Raw genomic sequence first — 17190 nt, 5'->3', positions numbered from 1 at the left:
TTCCTCCCCGAAGGGGGAGGAATGCAAAACCCCGATCATCCGCCCCTACGACCCCGGCTGGATATACGGCACCCGCGCAAACAGCTCGCGCTCCCACTTGCGCGGATCGTTCACGACCCGGCTCTGCACGTCGAACACCATCGTCGCGCGCTTGGGCAGCGTATAGGGCGCCCAGCCCGGCCTGCCGGTCCTCGCCAGCGATGCGAACGCGCCCATCATCTGCCGGCTGAGCTTCTGCGCCGCCGGCCCCGTGCCGCTGATCGACCCTTCCGCGCCCAGCGTGCCGAACACCAGCGGGATATCCCCTGCATGCGGTGCCCCGCGCTCGGGCATGACCGGCGACTGGTAATCGAACTGATAGACCCAGGTCGCCTTCGCGCCCGCCGCGGCGCGAGCATCGGCCTCAATCACCTGTCCCGGCCAGCTTCGCCCGGCGGTGGTCGCGCGGTAGAAAATCTGCTCGGGCCTGTCGGATGGAAAACGTGCCCGATACTGATCGACGATCCATTCGGGCAGCAGATCGGTGCGCAATTCCGGAGCCATCCGCGCCGCGATATTGCTCCAATCCAGCCCCTTCACCTTCTCCGGCCCGACAAACGCCCGCGTCTCATCGCGCGTGTTGCCCAGGATCATCGGAATATGGTTCGATTGCGGATTGGGATCGGGCCAGAACGGGTGGCGGGTCAGCCACTTCATATCGAGCACCGGCCCGAAATAGACGCCCCCGCCCAGGATCGGATCCTCCGCATCGGTCGCCTCGATCAACTTGCCGACAGGGAGCCACAGCAATTGCTCCAGATCGGTCTCCCGCACACCCAGCCGAGCCAGATATGCTTGGGTGCGCCGCCGCGCATTGAGCGGCCCCGATGCCGTGACCTGCTGCCCGCTCATCGTCGCCGCGCTGTGAAACAGCCCCTTGGCAGCTGGCATCCCCATCAGCGTCGCGATCTTGGCGCCACCGCCCGATTGGCCGAACACCATCACCCTTCCGGGATCGCCGCCAAACGCCGCGATGTGATCGCGCACCCATTGTAGCGCGAGGATCAGATCAAGCTGCCCCAGATTCCCGCTATCCGCGAAACGTGAATCCAGCCCGGCGAGGTAGAGATAACCCAGCGCATTGAGCCGATGGTTCACGGTAACGACCACCACATCCTCGGCTCCCGCCAGCGGGCCGCCATGCGTGGTCGGGGCGGTGACGCTGCCGTTCGAATAGGCGCCGCCATGGAAATAGACCATCACCGGCCGCTTCGCGCGACGGTCTGCCCCGGGCGTCCAGATGTTGAGGAACAGGCAGTCTTCGGACTGTAGCCCGGCAAGCCCCCGTTGTGGGCAGATCGGCCCGAATTTCCGAGCCTCGACAGTGCCGGCCGGGGCCGCCGCCACCGGCGCGCAAAAGCGCTCTGCAGTCCCGTATCGAATGCCCAGGAAGCGCTGCACGCCATCCGCGTTCTCGCCAAGGAACCGGCCTGCCGGCGTATCGACCACGGGATCGCCCAAAGCGAGCGCGGCTCCCGGTAGCAAGGTCAACGCCGCTCCCGCGCCGATCAACCCGCGGCGCGAAATCCCGTCATCGGCGGACATCCAATTCTCCCTCGAGGAATGCGTCGATATCGGCTTGGCCGAACAGGCTGGCGTCGCCCGGCAGCGAATGCTTGAGCGCGGTGAGCGCGAGCCCCGCATTTGCCGCAGTCACCGCATCGCCACCCTGCGAAAGCCCGTGCAGCACGCCCGCCGCGAAGGCGTCGCCTGCACCGATCCGATCGACGATGCCCGCAATCGTCACTTCCACGGTCTGATGCCCGCCGCTGCGCAGATCGACCCGCGCGGCCACGCGGTGGCTGTCCGCGTCCAAAACATGCCGCGCAGTCGATGCGATCACCTGAAGCTTGGGGAATGCGGCAAACATCGCTTCGGCGGCCTCACGGCGGCGATCCGCTCCGTCGCCCGAGAATGTCTTGCCCAGCAGCAGCGAGATATCGCGATGGTTGCCGAACAGGATATCGGCATGGCCGATCAGCGTGGTGAGCACCGCCTTGGGATCGCTGTCCCACGCTTCCCAAAGCTTCGCGCGGTAATTGCCGTCGAACGACACCGGCACGCCGCGCGCCGCCGCCGCCTCGGCAGCAGCAATCGCGGCAGCGGCGGAATTCGGTCCCAGCGCTGGGGTGATGCCCGAAAGGTGCAGCCGCGTCGCGCCATCGAGCGCCGCATCCCAGTCCCAGCTATCCGCCGCTCGCAGCGCGAACACCGAATGCGCGCGGTCATACACCACTTCGGACGCGCGCAGCCCCGCGCCCGGCGTCAGGAAATAGAGTCCGATCCGCCCGGCCTCGCGGGCCACCGTGGCGGTATCCACCCCGCGCCGCCTCAGCTCGCCGATCGCGGCGGCACCCAGCGGGTTATCTGCCACCGCGCTCACCATGCGCACCGCATGACCCAGGCACGCCAGCCCGGTCGCAACATTCGCCTCCGCGCCGCCGACATTCACGTCGAACTTCGACGTCTGGAGCAAAAGCTCGCGACCCGGGGGAGAAAGGCGAAGCAGCAATTCGCCGAAGAAGACTGTAGTCATCCTAATTCCCCCGTCACCCCGGCCTTGTGCCGGGGTCCACTCATCCGCGAAGACGGGACAAGAGGCTCAAAGGCAATCGATGCCGCCCGGTGGACCCCGGCACAAGGCCGGGGTGACGAACAGCGCCGCCGCTTCACCGCGCCAGCCACCCGCCATCCACCGCGAGCACATGCCCCTGCACATAATCCGAAGCGGCGGACGCGAGGAACACCGCCGCCCCACCCATATCCTCGGGCGATCCCCAGCGGCCCGCCGGGATGCGCTCCATGATCGAACGATTGCGATCGGCATCCGCTTGCAGCGCGGCGGTATTGTTGGTCGCGATGTAGCCCGGCGCGATCGCGTTGACGTTGATCCCCTTCGCCGCCCATTCGTTCGCCAGCAGCTTGGTCAGCCCGCCAATGCCGGATTTGGACGCGGTATAGCTGGGCACGCGGATTCCGCCCTGGAAGGTCAGCATCGATGCGATGTTGATGATCTTGCCCCTGCCCCCTTCATTCTCGATGCGGGGGATCATCTTCTTCGCCGCCGCCTGGCACAGAAAGAAGACCGATTTCAGGTTGGTATCGACCACCGCGTCCCAATCCTCCTCGGTGAAGTCGATCGAATCATTGCGGCGGATGATCCCCGCATTGTTGACGAGGATGTGGATTCCCCCCAGCTTTTCCACAGCTTCGTCCACGATCCTGTCAACAGGTTCGATGGTCGAGAGATCGGCCGAGATGATCTCGGCACGGCGGCCCAGCGCGCGCGCCTTCTCCACCGTTTCGGTCGCTGCGCTGCGGCCGACCGCGGCGATATCCGCCCCCGCCGCCGCCAGCGCCAGCGCGATGCCCTGCCCAATGCCGGTATTGGCCCCGGTAACAACAGCTACCTGGCCGGTGAGATCGAACGGGTTCGCCATCATGCCAGCTGGCAGATGTCGAGGACGTTCATGTCGGTATAATCCTGGTTCTCACCCGCCATCGCCCAGATAAAGGCATAGGATTTGGTGCCGGCACCCATATGGATCGACCAGGGCGGGCTGATCACCGCCTCCTCATTCTGCATCACGATGTGCCGGGTCGCCTCGCCTTCGCCCATGAAGTGCATCACGCGATCCTTTTCGAGATCGTCGAGCTCGAAATAGAAATAGATCTCGCTGCGGCGCTCATGGATGTGCGGGGGCATGGTGTTCCACACGCTGCCCGGCTTGAGCACGGTGAGGCCCATAACGAGCTGCGCACTGTCGCACACGCCCGGAATGACAAGCTGGAAGATCGTCCGCTCGTTCGATTCCTCCAGGCTGCCGCGCTCCAGCGCATTGGCATCCGCAATCGAAAGCTTGCGCGTCTCGAACGCCTTATGCGCCGGGCATGAGGCGAGATAGAAGCGCGCGCCTTCGCCCATGAACAGCACTTCCTTGGCACCCATGGTGACGTAGAGGCAGTCCTTGTTGCCCAGCGTATAGCGGTCGCCATCGACCTCCACGGTGCCCTCGACCTTGCCGACATTGACGATCGCCAGCTCGCGCCGCTCGAGGAAGGGGTGCCCGGCTGCTGACGCCGGCTCGGTCTGGTCGGGCAGCTTCACGCTGCCGCCCTTCACCGCGACGCCGCCGATCACGAAGCGATCGGCATGGGTGTAGTTGAGCACGCACTCGCCGTCGCGAAACAGCTCGTCGATCAGATAGCGATCCCGCAGCTCCTCGTTCGAGACGCATTCCATCATGTCGGGATGGGTGGCGTAATAGGTACGGTCGAACATGGGTCTACTCCGGTTTGGTAATTCAGGCCGCCTGTGCGGCGGGTGTGGGCACATTCTGGTCGAGCTTGTACGCGCGGCGCACCAGCCCGTTGGTCAGTTCATAGGCAAGCTCGGCAGCTTCCCAGTCGAGCAGCCGCCCCTCGCCCACCAAGCGCGCGAGGAAGGCGCAATCGACCCGCCGCGCGACATCGTGCCGCGCAGGGATCGACAGGAAGGCACGGGTATCGTCGTTGAAGCCGACGGTGTTGTAGAAGCCCGCCGTCTCGGTTGTCATCTCGCGGAAGCGGCGCATCCCCTCCGGACTGTCATGAAACCACCATGCCGGCCCCAGCTTCAGGCACGGATAATGCCCCGCCAGCGGCGCCAGCTCGCGCGAATAGACGGTCTCGTCGAGCGTGAAGAGGATGATCGAGAGGTCACGGCTGGTGCCGAAGCGATCGAGCAGCGGCTTCAATCCGTGGACATAATCGGTCCGCATCGGAATATCCGCGCCCTTGTCGCGGCCATGGCTGGCGAACAGCCCGCCATTATGGTTGCGGAAGCTGCCGGGATGGATCTGCATCACCATCCCGTCCTCGACGCTCATCGCCGCCATTTCGGTCAGCATCTGCGCGCGGAACAGCTCCGCATCGGCAGGCGTCCAGCTATCCGACAGGATCGTGCGGAACAGCCGTTCGGCCTCGTCATAAGAGAGGTTGGCGGTGCGGGCGGTGGCATGGCCATGGTCGGTCGCGGTCGCCCCCGCCGCACGGAAATCCGCTCGGCGCTTGCGGTGCGCCGCGAGATAACCGTCCCATGAATATACGTCCTCGCCGGTCCTCTCGGCGAACACGCCCATGGCGTCAGCGAACTGCTCATGCTCCACATCGATCACCGCGTCGGGGCGATAGGTGGTGACCACCCTGCCCTTCCAGCCCGATCCGTGGATCGCATGATGCGGGTTCAGGCTGTCCTGCGGCCCTTCGGTCGTCGCGAGGAACTCGATCCCGAAACGATCGAACAACGCCCGCGGCTTGAACGCGTCCGACGCCAGTTTCTCGTTGATCGTGTCGTAATAGAGGTCCGCCGTGGAACCGTCGAACGCCACGTCGAAGCCGAACACCTCGCCAAACACATGCCCCAGCCACATGGCCGAAGGCGTGCCGCGAAACAGGTGGAAATTCTCCGCGAGCACCCGCCAGGCCGCGCGCGGATCGGTCGCCGGCGCGCCCTGCTTGTCGGGCACGCACAGGTCCGCAAGCGCGATGCCCTGCGAATAGAGCATCCGGTATAGATAATGATCGGGCGAGAGCAGCAATTCGGTGGCGTTCGACCAATTGGCGTTGGTCGAGAACCAGGTCGGATCGGTGTGCCCGTGCGGGCTGATGATCGGCAGCCCGGCGACCTCCGCATAGAGCGCACGCGCGATATCGCGCGTGCGCCCCTCGGCGGGAAAGAGCCGGTCAGGATCAAGCTTCAGGGGCCGGCTCATGCGGACGTCTCAACCGTTACCGGAGCCAGTTTCGGGCTCAGCAGGTGGATAGCACCAACCGCGATGAAATAGACCACAGTGCAGGCGGCGAAAATGATGGTGTAATTGCCGCCGGTCGCGTCGAGCACCCGCCCAACCGAGGTGGACATGATCATGCCGCCGATACCCCCGGCGAACCCGCCAAGCCCGATGACCGAGCCCACCGCGCGCTTCGGGAACATGTCCGGCGGGATCGAGAGGATGGTGGACGAAAACGCCTGGTGCCCCGCCAGCGCCAGGCCGATCAGCACGATCGCCAGCCACATATTCTGAAGCCCGCTGACGAGCAGCAGCGGGAGCACGCAGCAGCCCGCGCCCAGCATCGTCACCTTCCGGGCGAAATTGACGGTACGCCCGCTCTGGATCAGCTTCGACGACACCCAGCCACCCACGATGCTGCCCACGTCGGAAAGCAGATACATGATGATCATCGGCAGCAGCACGACCTTCAGATCGACGCCATAGGCGCTGCTGAAATAGCTGGGCAGCCAGAACAGCATCAGGAACCAGACCGGGTCGGTCAGGAACTTGCCGACCGCGAAGGCCCAGGCCTCACGCTTCGTGACGATCTTGCTCCAGCCGATCCGCTCGACCTTTTCGGCCGGGTCATGCTCGATCCAGGCGAGCTCAGCCGGTGTCACCCTCCCGCTCTCGCGCGGATTGCTGTAATATTTGAGCCACATGACCAGCAGGACGACGCCGAACAGGCCGGTGTAGATAAAGGTCTCGCGCCAGCCGAACCCGAAATAGACCATGAACAGCCACATGGTCGGCGCGGTCAGGATTACGCCGATGGTCGTGGCGCTGTTGACCCACCCGATCGCGTAGCTGCGCTCCTTCTGCGGAAACCATTCGCTGCTGGCGCGAACCACCGACGGGAAATGCCCCGCCTCGCCCAGCGCCAGAACGACACGCGACACCATGAACGAAACGACCGATGTGGCGAAGCCGTGCGCGACATGGCCGATCGTCCAGATGCCGATCGCGATTGCATAGCCGGTCTTGGGCCCGAAACGGTCGATCAGCCAGCCCATGATCAGGAAGCCGAAGGCATAGGCGAACTGGAAGGCGGTAACGATGTTGCCGTAATCGGTCTCGGTCCAGCCGAGTTCGGAGGAGAGCTGCGGCTTGAGCAGGCCCAGCATGGTACGATCGATATAGTTTACCGTCGTCGCCACGAAGAGAAGGGCGACGATCGACCAGCGGTATCGCCCCGCGCGCACAACGCCAGGGGCCGTTTCCGCCCTACTCATTATCGCCATCCAGCCTCTCCCAATATCGTTCCCTTGCGGGGCAGCCCGGGGCTTATCCCCTGATCCTGCACCGCACGCGCATGCCGTCGCCGAAGCTGGCCTCCACCTCCGCGCCGGGGCGCACCGGGTGAACGCCGGTCACGGCACCGGTCGAAATCCACTGGCCAGGAGCCAACGGCACCTGGCGGTCGCGGGCGAGCTCGAACAGGAAGCGCACCGCGCCAAAAGGTCCGTCGAGCATCGTCCCGGCAGTTCCGGTTCCAGCAACTTCGCCATCAATTGTTAGCGCTACCGGCCACGCAAGGAAACGCAAATTCGGATCGACGCGCCCCCCGACCACCAACCCGTTATTATTCCCGAAATCGGAAATGGTAACGGCCGGGCCAAATTCGTTGATGCCGGGAAAGGGCGAGCTGGCGATTTCGATGCCGACGCGAACCTCGTCCACATGCGCCGCAACCGCTTCATTGGTCCATTCGCCATCGAAGCCACCAGGCAAGCTGCCGATTCGCAGCAGAAATTCCGCTTCCGCCGCGGCAAAACCGTCGCCGAAAACGGGCATTTCGGGCGCTTCGATCCCGCGCGCCTCTACGATGCTGTCCGCAAAGATCGGGCCGGCCAGCCGGTTGCTGCCATAGGCACCGGTCAGCGAATCGGGGATGCGCCCCACCTTCCAGCCCGCGACGCGGCCACCGGCCAGGCCGATCGCAAGCGCCTGGATCAGATAGGCTTCGTCCAGCGATTCGGGCAACGTCCCCGGATAGCGGATCAGGGTGGTGCCCGCCCGGCGCGCCTCGACGAATGCCTGTGCGATGGCCTCGGCCGTTTCCCGTCCTTCGATCAACGCCACTTCATCAATCCCCGCCAAGACCTGCTCCCGTGGTTCCGTTTCACCGCCTCGGTAAGCTCCCAAATGCTACCGGTGTCAAATCAAGACGTCAACGATCGCCGGGCGGTGTTGACACGCTTTTGCAGTGCCGATACTTTCCTTGACACCGGTTTCCAATAACCGGCGAGCGAAGCCATCGCAAGAATGGAATGCTCTTGGGGAGAGACGGGCCGGGCAGGACGCCGGGGCCACCCTTCCCTGCTAATTACGCGATCCAGACCGGCCCAAGCCGGCGGATCGCATAAACAGATGCCGTCTGGGCGGCGCTAAGGAGGGCGATGATGAAGGTTTTGGTTTCTTCGGCTGGCAGCCGGGCGGTCAGGTCGCTTGCGGGCGCATCGATCGCAGCACTTGCACTTGGCATGCTGGCCCCTGCGACGGCCCTGGCCTCTGCGCCCCGTGATGACACCGCTGCACCAGCACGTGACGATCGCGACGAGACCGCGTCCGCCTCGGCCACCGGAGCAGCGCAGGACGTGCCGGCAGCGCAGGATAATGCCTCTCAGGACGCGGATCCCGGCATTGTTGTTACCGGTTTCCGTCAGTCGCTGGGGGCGGCGATCGCGGTGAAGCGCAACTCGGTCTCGGCGGTCGATGCGATCGTTGCGGAAGACATCGCCAAATTCCCCGATCAGAACCTCGCCGAATCGCTCCAGCGCATTCCGGGCGTCTCGATCCAGCGCGACGCTGGTGAGGGCCGTGCGATCACGGTTCGCGGCCTTGGCGCGCAGTTCACCCGCGTGCGTCTGAACGGACTGGAGACCGTCGCCACCTCCACCGACGGCGCATCCGCAAACCGCGACCGCGCCTTCGATTTCAACGTCTTCGCCTCAGAGCTGTTCAACAGCCTCGTCGTCCACAAGACCGCGGAGCCTTCGCTCGACGAAGGATCGCTGGGCGCGGTGGTCGATCTCAACACCGGCAATCCGCTCGGCGGCAAATATGGCTTCACCGCCGTCGCCAATCTCCAGGGCAGCTATAACGATCTAAGCAAGCGCGTCGGCCCGCGCGTTGCCGGCCTGCTGTCGTGGAAGAATGAGGACGGCACCTTCGGCATCTCGGTCTCCGGCGCGTATCAGAAGACCAACAATCTCGAGCTCGGCAACAACACCGTCCGCTGGGCCCAGGCGCGCTTTGATTCGGTCAACGGCACGCCCTGCTGGTACACCACGGCTGCGGGTGGGACCCCGGTGCAGAACAGCGGCGGCGTCTATCGCTCCAGCGCTGTCTGCGATCAGGCCGCCCTCGCCTTCCACCCCCGCATTCCGCGCTATGGCGAAGTCCGCCACGATCGCGAACGCCTGGGCTTCACCGGCAGCATCCAGTGGGCGCCGAGCGAGGCTACCAAGGTCTCTATCGACGGTCTCTTCTCGCGCTTCCGCGAAACCCGCGAGGAGAAATGGGGCGAAGTGCTGCTACGCTCGAACGAGCGCTCGATCGACCTGGTGAACTTCACCGTCGACAGCAAGACCAACACGATGCTCACCGGCACGCTCAACGATGCCTGGGTCCGCACCGAGCATTATCTGCGCAAGTCCGACACCACCTTCTACCAGGTCGGCGGCAGCTGGGATCAGGAGATTGGCGACAGCTTCCGCTTCACCTTGCTGGGCGGTGTTTCCAAGTCCGACGCCGATATCCCGGTCGAGACGACCTTCGTGTTCGATGATCGCGACGCGCAGAACTTCACCTTCGACTACAGCAATATGTGGTCGCCCAAGATCGCCTTCGGCACCAGCGTCACGCAGGAATCGAATTTCCAGCTCGCCGAGGTCCGCGATCGTCCGTCGAACGTCACCAACAAATTCCGCACCGCCCAGCTTCGCACCGAATGGGATGTGGCCGATGGCTTCACCCTGAAAGCGGGTGCGATGTACCGCCGCTTCCAGTTCAAATCGGTCGCCTTCACCCGCGATGCGGTGGTCTGCGGCAATGGCGGGCTTGATGTGGTGCTCCGTACCGTCACCTGCTCCGCCTCCTCGGCTTTCGGCCCGGCGGCGATCTACGGCCTGCCCTCCACCGGTCTCAGCGAGAGCTTCACGCTGGGCAATGCCGGGCAGCCTGCGGGCAACACGAACACCTGGCTGGTGCCCAACATCGCCAAGGCGGCCGCCTATACCGGCCTCTATAATCGCACCGCGGCGCTCGATGCGGGCAACAACCGCAGCGTGACCGAGGAGGTGAAGGGCGGCTATCTCCAGTTCGACGCGAAGGGCAATGTGCTCGGCCTGGATTATGCGTTCAACGGCGGCATCCGCTATGCGCGCACCGATCAATCGTCGAGCGGCCTCAGCAGCGGCATCCCCGTCACGGTCAAGCGCGACTATGAGGATTGGCTGCCCTCGATGAACCTCGCGCTCTATCCGAGCGAGAAGTTCATCATCCGCGGCGCGGTGGCCAAGGTCATCACGCGCCCGACGCTGGGCAATCTCACCCCCGGCGGCTCGGTCGATGGCTTCAACTACCGCGTCACCTTCGGCAATCCGTTCCTCGATCCGTTCCGGGCGACCGCCTATGATCTCGCGCTCGAATGGTATTTCGCGCCGCAGTCGATCGCCTCGGTCGCGCTGTTCAAGAAGGATATTGAGAGCTTCCCGGTCTCGCAGCCGCGCAGCGGCACGTTCGCCTCGACCGGCCTGCCGCTTGCGGTGCTCCCGCCCAGCTCGCCTGCCTTCATCAACCCCGAGGGCCAGCTCTGGACGATCACCGGCAACGTCAACGGCGCAGGTGCCAAGCTGAAGGGCATCGAGCTTTCGCTCCAGGCACCCTTCACCTTCCTGCCCGGGGTCCTGAAGAACTTTGGCGGCATCGTGAACGCGACCTTCGTCGACTCCTCGGCGGTGTACACCGTCGCGGGGCCATCGGTCGCACCGGGCGGCGCCAACATCGCCGCGACACGCCGCTCGACGCTGTTCGGCCTGTCCAAGACCGCGTTCAACGGCACGCTCTATTACGAGGATTCCAGGTTCAGCGCCCGCATCTCGGCCAGCTATCGCGGGCCCTATGTCGATGCCAATTCAGGCACCGGCAACGTGTTTGAGGGGTATAACCGGGCGGTCAATGTCGATGCCTCGGTCCGCTACAAGATCATGGAGAATCTGGAGCTCTCGGTGGAGGGCGTGAACCTCACCGACGATTACCGCTCACGCTACACCGATCTCGATGCGAACCGGAACTACGAATATAATCATTTCGGTCGTACCATCTTGTTTGGTGCCCGGTTCAAGATGTAAGGGTACGGAATTAAAGGGGGAAACAGCCGTCGCGCCCATGGGTGCGGCGGCTTTTTTCTGCGCCTTGGGGCGAGCACCGCTGCCGCCGGAATCGCGAACGCCCGCCTCTATCGCAGCGCAAGCGGGCAAAGGGGAACGCGCCTCGCCCCTTGCCCACCAGCCGTCAGTCGAGCGCGGCGGAAACGATGATCTCCACCAGATACTCCGGTCCCGCCAGCTTGGCCTCGCTCGCGCCGCGGGCGGGTTCTGCGAAACCAGGTCCGCACAGGCCGGTCCCCTCAGGGGGTTCAGGATAGGAAATGGTGCCCCTGGCCGGACTCGAACCAGCACGCCTTGCGGCATTCGATTTTGAGTCGAACGCGTCTACCAATTTCACCACAGGGGCAGTGGCGGCCTCGCTAAACCAACGCACGCAGCGGAGCAAGGGTGCGTGCCGCGCCCGCGATATTCAGTTCCTCGATGCCCTACGCCGATAACTCAGCGCCTCCGCGCCCGCCAGATCAGCGATCGTCCACGCCACGCGCAGCACGCGCGCATAGGTAAGCGACGTCCGGTTGGGTGGGGAGCCGGCATCCCCACCTCCACACTCGTCATCCCGGACTTGTTCCGGGATCCACATGGCGGCACTCGATGGAGAAGAGGCTCCAGCCTAAACACCTGCGGCTTCGTGGACCCCGGAACAAGTCCGGGGTGACAAAGACTCAAGGTCCGCAATGAGGTCTTTTGCCGCCGTCAACTTACCGGTGCCCTCCGCCGATAACTCAGGGCCTCCGCAACATGGATACGCCCCACCCCCTCCGCGCCCGCCAGATCGGCAATCGTCCGTGCCACGCGCAGCACCCGCGTATAGCCTCGCGCGGAAAGCCGCATCGCCTCCGCCGCCTGCGCCAGCAATTTGCGGCCCGCTTCATCCGGCACCGGCAGCGCGCCGCCTTCCGCCTCCGCATTGGTGCGCACCGCCGTCCCGGCGTAGCGCGCCTGCTGGATCGCACGGGCTTCGGCCACCCGCGCTGCGACTTCGGCCGATCCCTCGGCAGGTGGCGGCAGCACCAGATCGGCGGCGGTGACGGGCTGCACCTCGACGTGCAGGTCGATACGGTCAAGCAAGGGCCCGCTCACCTTGGCCTGATAATCGGCCGCACAGCGCGGCGCGCGGGCGCAGGCGAGCGCCGGATCGCCCAGATGCCCGCAGCGGCATGGGTTCATCGCGGCGATCAATTGCACGCGTGCCGGGAAGGTGACGTGCGCATTCGCCCGCGCCACGCTTACCACGCCCGCCTCCAGCGGCTGGCGCAGCGAATCGAGCACGGCGCGCTGGAATTCGGGCAGTTCGTCGAGAAACAGCACGCCCAGATGCGCCAGGCTCACTTCGCCCGGCTTCACCTTCAGCCCGCCCCCGGTCAGCGCAGCCATCGATGCGCTATGGTGCGGCGAACGAAACGGCCGCGCGCGGGTCAGCCGCCCGCCTTCCAGCGTGCCCGAAACCGACGCGACCATCGAAACCTCCAGCGCCTCGGCCGCGTCCAATGGCGGCAATATGCCTGGCAGGCACGAAGCGAGCAGCGACTTGCCCGCCCCCGGCGGCCCCACCATCAGCATATTGTGCCCGCCCGCCGCCGCGATCTCCAGCGCGCGCTTCGCGGTCTCCTGCCCCTTCACCTGCGCGAGATCGGGGCCGTGACCCGGGGCGTCCGCCTCGCCCGGCGGCGGCGCGGCGATCAACTGGTTGCCCTTGAAGTGGTTGAGAAGCGCGATCAGATCGGGCGCGGCGATCACCTCCACCTGCCCCGCCCATGCCGCCTCCGGCCCCTGCGCCACCGGGCACACCAGTCCCTTGCCAACCTCCGAAGCATGCAGCGCCGCGAGCAGCACGCCGGGCGACGGCGCGATCCGCCCGTCCAGCGCCAGTTCGCCGACCACGACATAGCCCGCCAGCGTCTCGGCATCGACCACGCCCATCGCCCCCAGCAGCGCGAGCGCGATCGGCAGGTCGAAATGCGAACCTTCCTTGGGCAGATCGGCGGGAGACAGGTTGAGCACGATATGCTTGGGCGGCAGCGCCAGCCCGATCGCGGCCATCGCCGCGCGAACCCGCTCGCGGCTCTCCGCCACGGCCTTGTCGGGCAATCCCACGACGACGAACTTGGGCAAACCGGCAACCAGGTTGCACTGCACCTCCACGGCGCGCGCCTCCAGCCCCAGATACGCAACCGTCGATACGCTCGCGACCACGCTCGTCTCCCCCTGAGGGAAGCGAGCATAAGCGCTTTCCTCCAATGCGGAACGGGATTGGACCGAAATGGAGGCAATCAACGGCACGGCACGAACTGCGGCAACCCGCGTTATTTGCGCGATGGATGAAACGGCAACCGTCTTGCACGAGCAACACACGCGTCCCACCTCGACTGTCATGGAGAGAAAAGGACGCCGCAGCCCTTTGGTCCGCATCACCCTGCTTGTGACGGGCGCGCTGCTCATCCTTGTCACGCCGCTCGTCGGCATCCTCCCCGGGCCCGGCGGCATCTTCACCTTCGCTGCCGGGCTGGTTCTGGTCCTGCAAAACTCGCATTGGGCGCGCGGGCGCTTTGTGCGGCTCAAGAAGCGCTGGCCCCGATTCGGTCATTATGCCGATATGGCGCTGCGCCGACGCAGCTTCCGCCAGCGCCAGAAGCGCGACAAGGAAGCCGCCGAAGCCAGGGCCGAGGCGGCAATGCTCGGTTTCCCGCAGGAGTCGCGTTGACTTGATCGCTAACCCTGCTTATGGGCACCCGACACGCGGCCGCCCTTGTGGTGGCCATTTTAGTTATGTTCGAGGATGAGCGATGAAGCGGACTTTTCAGCCGAGCAACCTGGTGCGTGCGCGCCGGCACGGCTTCCGCTCGCGGATGGCAACGCCGGGTGGCCGCAAGGTGATCCGTGCACGCCGCGCCCGCGGGCGCGCCAAGCTTTCGGCGTAAGCGCCGTAGCTACGGGTGCCGTGCCGCTGGCACGGTTGACCGAGCGCAAATATTATCTCGCCGCAAATGCGGGGAAGCGGGCTCCCATGCCGGGCTTCGTTCTGCTGGTGCGTGCGCGTGACGATGCCGATCCGGTCATGCGGGTCGGCATTACCGTATCCAAAAAGGTCGGCAACGCCGTCATCCGCAATCGGATGAAGCGGCGCTTCCGCATGCTCGCGCGCGAGGTGCTGCCGGCTGAGGGATTGCCGGGCGCGGATCATGTTCTGATCGGCCGCAATGCGGGGATCGAGCGCGATTATGCGACCCTGCGGGCGGAACTGGTCAAGGCGCTCGGAAAGATAAAGCGATGAGCCATCGCCTCGGCCGATCGCCTGGGACCTTTTCCGGGATCCGCTCCTTCGCCGGGGATCGACAGGTGGCGAATCGATGATCGCCAAGCTCCTCATCCTGGTGGCGCGGGCATGGCAGCTCGGCCCTTCGCTGATCCTGCCGCCCAGTTGCCGCTTCACGCCCTCCTGTTCGGCCTATGCAATAGAGGCGCTTCGCCGCTATGGGGCGATCAAGGGCAGTTGGCTTGCCGGCAAGCGCATCCTTCGTTGCAATCCATGGGGCGGCTGCGGCCATGACCCAGTACCGTAAGAATTCCGGGGAATATCGGTGAAAGAAGACCAGAAGAACTTCCTGCTGTTTGCAGTGCTGGCCGCGCTGATCCTGTTCGGCTGGCCGTCGGTCGCGAGCTGGATCTTCCCCGCGCAGAACCCCGCCCCCACCAAGATGGTGGACGGCAAGAGCATGCCCGTCGCCGATCCCACCTCGGGGCCCGCGGCGGAGACGCCCCAGGCGATTCGCGATCGCGGCATCGTGCTCAAGGAAACCCCGCGCGTCGCGATCGAAACGCCGTCGCTCAAGGGTTCGATCAACCTGAAGGGCGCCCGGATCGACGATCTCGTCCTCGCCAAATATCCCGAAACGATCGCGAAGGGTTCGCCGTCCACCCGCTTGCTCTCGCCTGCGGGGACGGCCGACGCCTATTTCGCGGGCTTCGGCTGGCGTGACGACGGCCTCAAGCCGCCGAGCCCGGATACGATCTGGCAGGCGAGCGGCCCGGTCCTCGCGCCCGGCAAGCCCGTCACCCTCTCGGCCGCCAACGATCAGGGCCAGACCTTCCGCATCGAGCTGGCGATCGACGAGAAATACATGTTCACCGTCAAGCAGACGGTGGCGAACACCGGCGCCGGCTTCGTCCCCGTCGCGCCTTATGGCCTTGTCTATCGCAAAGGCATCTTCAAGGAGCCCGATGGCTGGACGGTCCATGTCGGCCCGATGTCGGTGCACAATGGCGGTGCGGATTACGACGTCAATTTCAGCCATCTCGATGGCGAAAAGGCAGTCGATTTCACCTCGGACAACAGCTGGCTCGGCTTCACCGACAAATATTGGCTGACCGCGCTCGTGCCCGATCAGAGCGCGATGGTCGCGGGCAAGTTCCGCGGCGCGCCGAACGGTGCCTATCAGGCCGATTACGCCCGCGCCGCACAGGCGCTCGCGCCCGGCAAGAAGGTCACGCACACCAGCCGCTTCTTCGCCGGCGCGAAGGAGACCGCCCTGCTCGATACCTATGAGAGCCAGGGCGTCTCCAAGTTCGGCAAGGCGATCGATTGGGGTTGGTTCGAAATCCTCGAAAAGCCGATCTTCTATTATCTCGACTGGCTGTTCCGCATGGTCGGCAATTTCGGTGTCGCGATCATCTTCCTGACGATCACGATCCGCGCCCTGATCTTCCCGATCGCCAACAAGCAGTTCCAGTCGATGGCCAATATGCGCGCCATCCAGCCCGAGATGAAGGCGCTGCAGGAACGCTACAAGGACGACAAGCAGCGTCAGCAGCAGGAGATCATGAAGCTCTACAAGGACAAGAAGGTGAACCCGCTCGCGGGCTGCCTGCCGATCCTGCTTCAGATCCCGATCATGTATTCGCTGTACAAGGTGCTGCTGCTCACGATCGAAATGCGCCACCAGCCGTTCGTGCTGTGGATCAAGGATCTGTCCGCGCCCGATCCCGCGACGCTGCTCAACCTGTTCGGCTATCTGCCCTTCACGGTGCCCAGCTTCCTAGCGATCGGCATCGTGCCGCTCCTGCTCGGCGTGTCGATGTACTATCAGATCAAGCTGAACCCGGCGCCGATGGACGATATCCAGAAGCAGATCTTCGCGATCATGCCGTGGATGCTGATGTTCGTGATGGCGCCGTTCGCGGTGGGTCTCCAGGTTTACTGGATCACCTCGAACGTCATCACCATCGCGCAGCAGCGCTGGCTCTATTCGAAGCATCCCGGGCTGAAGGAGCCGCTGCCCAAGAAGGATGCGAAGGCGAAGTGACCGAAGCTTTCGACCCGGAGGCGATCGAAGCCGCGCGCAAGGCGTTTGCGGGGCCGGTCGCCTTCCTCAAGTCCGCGCCCGCGCTCGAGCATCTGCCGTCTCCGGAGGTGAACGAGGTCGCGTTCGCGGGCCGGTCGAACGTCGGCAAATCGTCGCTGCTCAACGCGCTGACCAACCGCAACGGCCTGGCCCGCACGTCGAACACGCCGGGCCGCACCCAGGAGCTAAACTTCTTCGACGTGGGCCAGCCGCTCGCGTTCCGCCTCGTCGACATGCCCGGCTATGGCTTCGCCAAGGCGCCCAAGGACATGGTCCGCAAGTGGCGCTATCTGGTGAACGATTTCCTGCGCGGGCGTCAGGCGCTGAAGCGCGTGCTGGTGCTCATCGATTCGCGCCACGGCATCAAGGACGTCGATCGCGAGATCCTGGAGATGCTCGACAGCGCCGCGGTCAGCTACCGCATCGTCCTGACCAAGGCGGACAAGATCAAGGCAAGCGAGCTCGCCGAAGTCACCGCGCGCACCGCCGAGGAAGCGCGCAAGCGCCCCGCCGCGCACCCGGACATCATCGTCACGTCCAGCGAAAAGGGCATGGGCATCCCCGAGTTGCGCGCAGCGGTCCTCGAAGCGATCCGCTAAGCTCGCC

At 64.9% G+C, this 17190-nt stretch carries 16 protein-coding genes, 1 tRNA gene and 1 pseudogene; 7 read left to right on the top strand and 11 right to left on the bottom strand.

Going from position 1 to position 17190, the window contains the following annotated elements; genetic code table 11:
* Nucleotides 1–45: 45 nt before the first annotated feature.
* The 8 genes from SSO01S_RS00255 to SSO01S_RS17375 all read right to left on the bottom strand — a co-directional run bounded on the left by SSO01S_RS00255 (nt 46) and on the right by SSO01S_RS17375 (nt 8337).
* On the bottom strand, nt 46–1584 hold the full coding sequence (locus tag SSO01S_RS00255) for a carboxylesterase/lipase family protein (protein WP_066793434.1): 1539 nt from the start codon (nt 1582–1584) through the stop codon (nt 46–48).
* Nucleotides 1571–2575 carry a sugar kinase gene (locus SSO01S_RS00250; RefSeq protein WP_066793432.1) on the bottom strand — a complete coding sequence of 335 codons (1005 nt, stop codon included), beginning with the start codon at nt 2573–2575 and terminating at the stop codon, nt 1571–1573. The genes SSO01S_RS00255 and SSO01S_RS00250 overlap by 14 nt, the downstream gene beginning before the upstream one ends.
* Before the next feature lie 133 nt (nt 2576–2708).
* Nucleotides 2709–3479 (bottom strand): 2-dehydro-3-deoxy-D-gluconate 5-dehydrogenase KduD, encoded by a 771-nt coding sequence (gene kduD / locus SSO01S_RS00245; RefSeq protein WP_066793430.1) that lies wholly within the window; start codon nt 3477–3479, stop codon nt 2709–2711.
* Nucleotides 3479–4321, bottom strand: coding sequence for a 5-dehydro-4-deoxy-D-glucuronate isomerase (gene kduI / locus SSO01S_RS00240; protein WP_066793428.1), 843 nt, complete (start codon nt 4319–4321; stop codon nt 3479–3481). Before kduI ends, kduD begins: the two co-directional genes overlap by 1 nt.
* 22 nt (nt 4322–4343) lie before the next feature.
* Nucleotides 4344–5792 (bottom strand): glucuronate isomerase, encoded by a 1449-nt coding sequence (gene uxaC, locus SSO01S_RS00235; protein WP_066793426.1) that lies wholly within the window; start codon nt 5790–5792, stop codon nt 4344–4346.
* Complete coding sequence (locus SSO01S_RS00230) at nt 5789–7084, bottom strand: MFS transporter (RefSeq protein ID WP_066794198.1); 1296 nt, start codon at nt 7082–7084, stop codon at nt 5789–5791. The genes uxaC and SSO01S_RS00230 overlap by 4 nt, the downstream gene beginning before the upstream one ends.
* 52 nt (nt 7085–7136) lie before the next feature.
* Nucleotides 7137–7952: a 2-keto-4-pentenoate hydratase gene (locus tag SSO01S_RS00225; RefSeq protein ID WP_245646531.1), complete on the bottom strand. Its 816-nt coding sequence runs from the start codon at nt 7950–7952 to the stop codon at nt 7137–7139.
* A 226-nt stretch (nt 7953–8178) separates the two neighbouring features.
* Complete coding sequence (locus SSO01S_RS17375) at nt 8179–8337, bottom strand: hypothetical protein (RefSeq protein WP_157073550.1); 159 nt, start codon at nt 8335–8337, stop codon at nt 8179–8181.
* Here SSO01S_RS17375 and SSO01S_RS00220 point away from each other — a divergent pair.
* The gene (locus SSO01S_RS00220) at nt 8336–11206 is read left to right on the top strand and encodes a TonB-dependent receptor (protein WP_066793423.1); all 2871 of its coding nucleotides are present in this window, start codon (nt 8336–8338) and stop codon (nt 11204–11206) included. The genes SSO01S_RS17375 and SSO01S_RS00220 overlap by 2 nt on opposite strands.
* Before the next feature lie 300 nt (nt 11207–11506).
* Here the strand turns inward: SSO01S_RS00220 and SSO01S_RS00215 are convergent.
* The 3 genes and pseudogenes from SSO01S_RS00215 to SSO01S_RS00210 all read right to left on the bottom strand — a co-directional run bounded on the left by SSO01S_RS00215 (nt 11507) and on the right by SSO01S_RS00210 (nt 13438).
* Nucleotides 11507–11591 (bottom strand) — tRNA-Leu (locus SSO01S_RS00215).
* Between the two features lie 63 nt (nt 11592–11654).
* Nucleotides 11655–11744, bottom strand: a pseudogene (locus tag SSO01S_RS18095) (magnesium chelatase subunit ChlI family protein); the annotation flags it as partial.
* 194 nt (nt 11745–11938) lie between these two features.
* Nucleotides 11939–13438: a YifB family Mg chelatase-like AAA ATPase gene (locus tag SSO01S_RS00210; protein ID WP_066794192.1), complete on the bottom strand. Its 1500-nt coding sequence runs from the start codon at nt 13436–13438 to the stop codon at nt 11939–11941.
* Between the two features lie 178 nt (nt 13439–13616).
* On the opposite strand from SSO01S_RS00210, the gene SSO01S_RS00205 reads away from it, so the two are divergent.
* From SSO01S_RS00205 to yihA, 6 genes are all read left to right on the top strand, one after another.
* Nucleotides 13617–13946 carry a hypothetical protein gene (locus SSO01S_RS00205; protein WP_245646530.1) on the top strand — a complete coding sequence of 110 codons (330 nt, stop codon included), beginning with the start codon at nt 13617–13619 and terminating at the stop codon, nt 13944–13946.
* A gap of 82 nt (nt 13947–14028) precedes the next feature.
* Nucleotides 14029–14163, top strand: coding sequence for a 50S ribosomal protein L34 (gene rpmH / locus SSO01S_RS00200; protein ID WP_066793417.1), 135 nt, complete (start codon nt 14029–14031; stop codon nt 14161–14163).
* A 20-nt stretch (nt 14164–14183) separates the two neighbouring features.
* Nucleotides 14184–14516 carry a ribonuclease P protein component gene (gene rnpA, locus SSO01S_RS00195; protein ID WP_281178654.1) on the top strand — a complete coding sequence of 111 codons (333 nt, stop codon included), beginning with the start codon at nt 14184–14186 and terminating at the stop codon, nt 14514–14516.
* Between the two features lie 76 nt (nt 14517–14592).
* The gene (gene yidD, locus SSO01S_RS00190; protein ID WP_066793415.1) at nt 14593–14805 is read left to right on the top strand and encodes a membrane protein insertion efficiency factor YidD; all 213 of its coding nucleotides are present in this window, start codon (nt 14593–14595) and stop codon (nt 14803–14805) included.
* An 18-nt stretch (nt 14806–14823) separates the two neighbouring features.
* A complete protein-coding gene (yidC, locus tag SSO01S_RS00185) occupies nt 14824–16545 on the top strand; it encodes a membrane protein insertase YidC (RefSeq protein WP_066793413.1) in 1722 nt (573 codons plus the stop codon).
* Entirely contained in the window at nt 16542–17183 is a 642-nt protein-coding gene (yihA, locus tag SSO01S_RS00180; protein ID WP_066793411.1) for a ribosome biogenesis GTP-binding protein YihA/YsxC, read from the top strand. Before yidC ends, yihA begins: the two co-directional genes overlap by 4 nt.
* Nucleotides 17184–17190 lie beyond the last annotated feature (7 nt).

Source organism: Sphingomonas soli NBRC 100801, assembly GCF_001591025.1.
GTDB classification, from domain to species: domain Bacteria; phylum Pseudomonadota; class Alphaproteobacteria; order Sphingomonadales; family Sphingomonadaceae; genus Sphingomonas; species Sphingomonas soli.
This window is presented reverse-complemented; position numbering and strand designations above follow the sequence as displayed.

Bases quoted from the DNA above. Each gene is read 5' to 3' on its own strand.
- SSO01S_RS00255 (WP_066793434.1), bottom strand. From the start codon at position 1,584: ATGTCCGCCGATGACGGGATTTCGCGCCGCGGGTTGATCGGCGCGGGA.
- SSO01S_RS00250 (WP_066793432.1), bottom strand. From the start codon at position 2,575: ATGACTACAGTCTTCTTCGGCGAATTGCTGCTTCGCCTTTCTCCCCCG.
- kduD (WP_066793430.1), bottom strand. From the start codon at position 3,479: ATGGCGAACCCGTTCGATCTCACCGGCCAGGTAGCTGTTGTTACCGGG.
- kduI (WP_066793428.1), bottom strand. From the start codon at position 4,321: ATGTTCGACCGTACCTATTACGCCACCCATCCCGACATGATGGAATGC.
- uxaC (WP_066793426.1), bottom strand. From the start codon at position 5,792: ATGAGCCGGCCCCTGAAGCTTGATCCTGACCGGCTCTTTCCCGCCGAG.
- SSO01S_RS00230 (WP_066794198.1), bottom strand. From the start codon at position 7,084: ATGAGTAGGGCGGAAACGGCCCCTGGCGTTGTGCGCGCGGGGCGATAC.
- SSO01S_RS00220 (WP_066793423.1), top strand. From the start codon at position 8,336: ATGCTGGCCCCTGCGACGGCCCTGGCCTCTGCGCCCCGTGATGACACC.
- SSO01S_RS17375 (WP_157073550.1), bottom strand. From the start codon at position 8,337: ATGCCAAGTGCAAGTGCTGCGATCGATGCGCCCGCAAGCGACCTGACC.
- SSO01S_RS00205 (WP_245646530.1), top strand. From the start codon at position 13,617: ATGGAGAGAAAAGGACGCCGCAGCCCTTTGGTCCGCATCACCCTGCTT.
- rpmH (WP_066793417.1), top strand. From the start codon at position 14,029: ATGAAGCGGACTTTTCAGCCGAGCAACCTGGTGCGTGCGCGCCGGCAC.
- yidD (WP_066793415.1), top strand. From the start codon at position 14,593: ATGATCGCCAAGCTCCTCATCCTGGTGGCGCGGGCATGGCAGCTCGGC.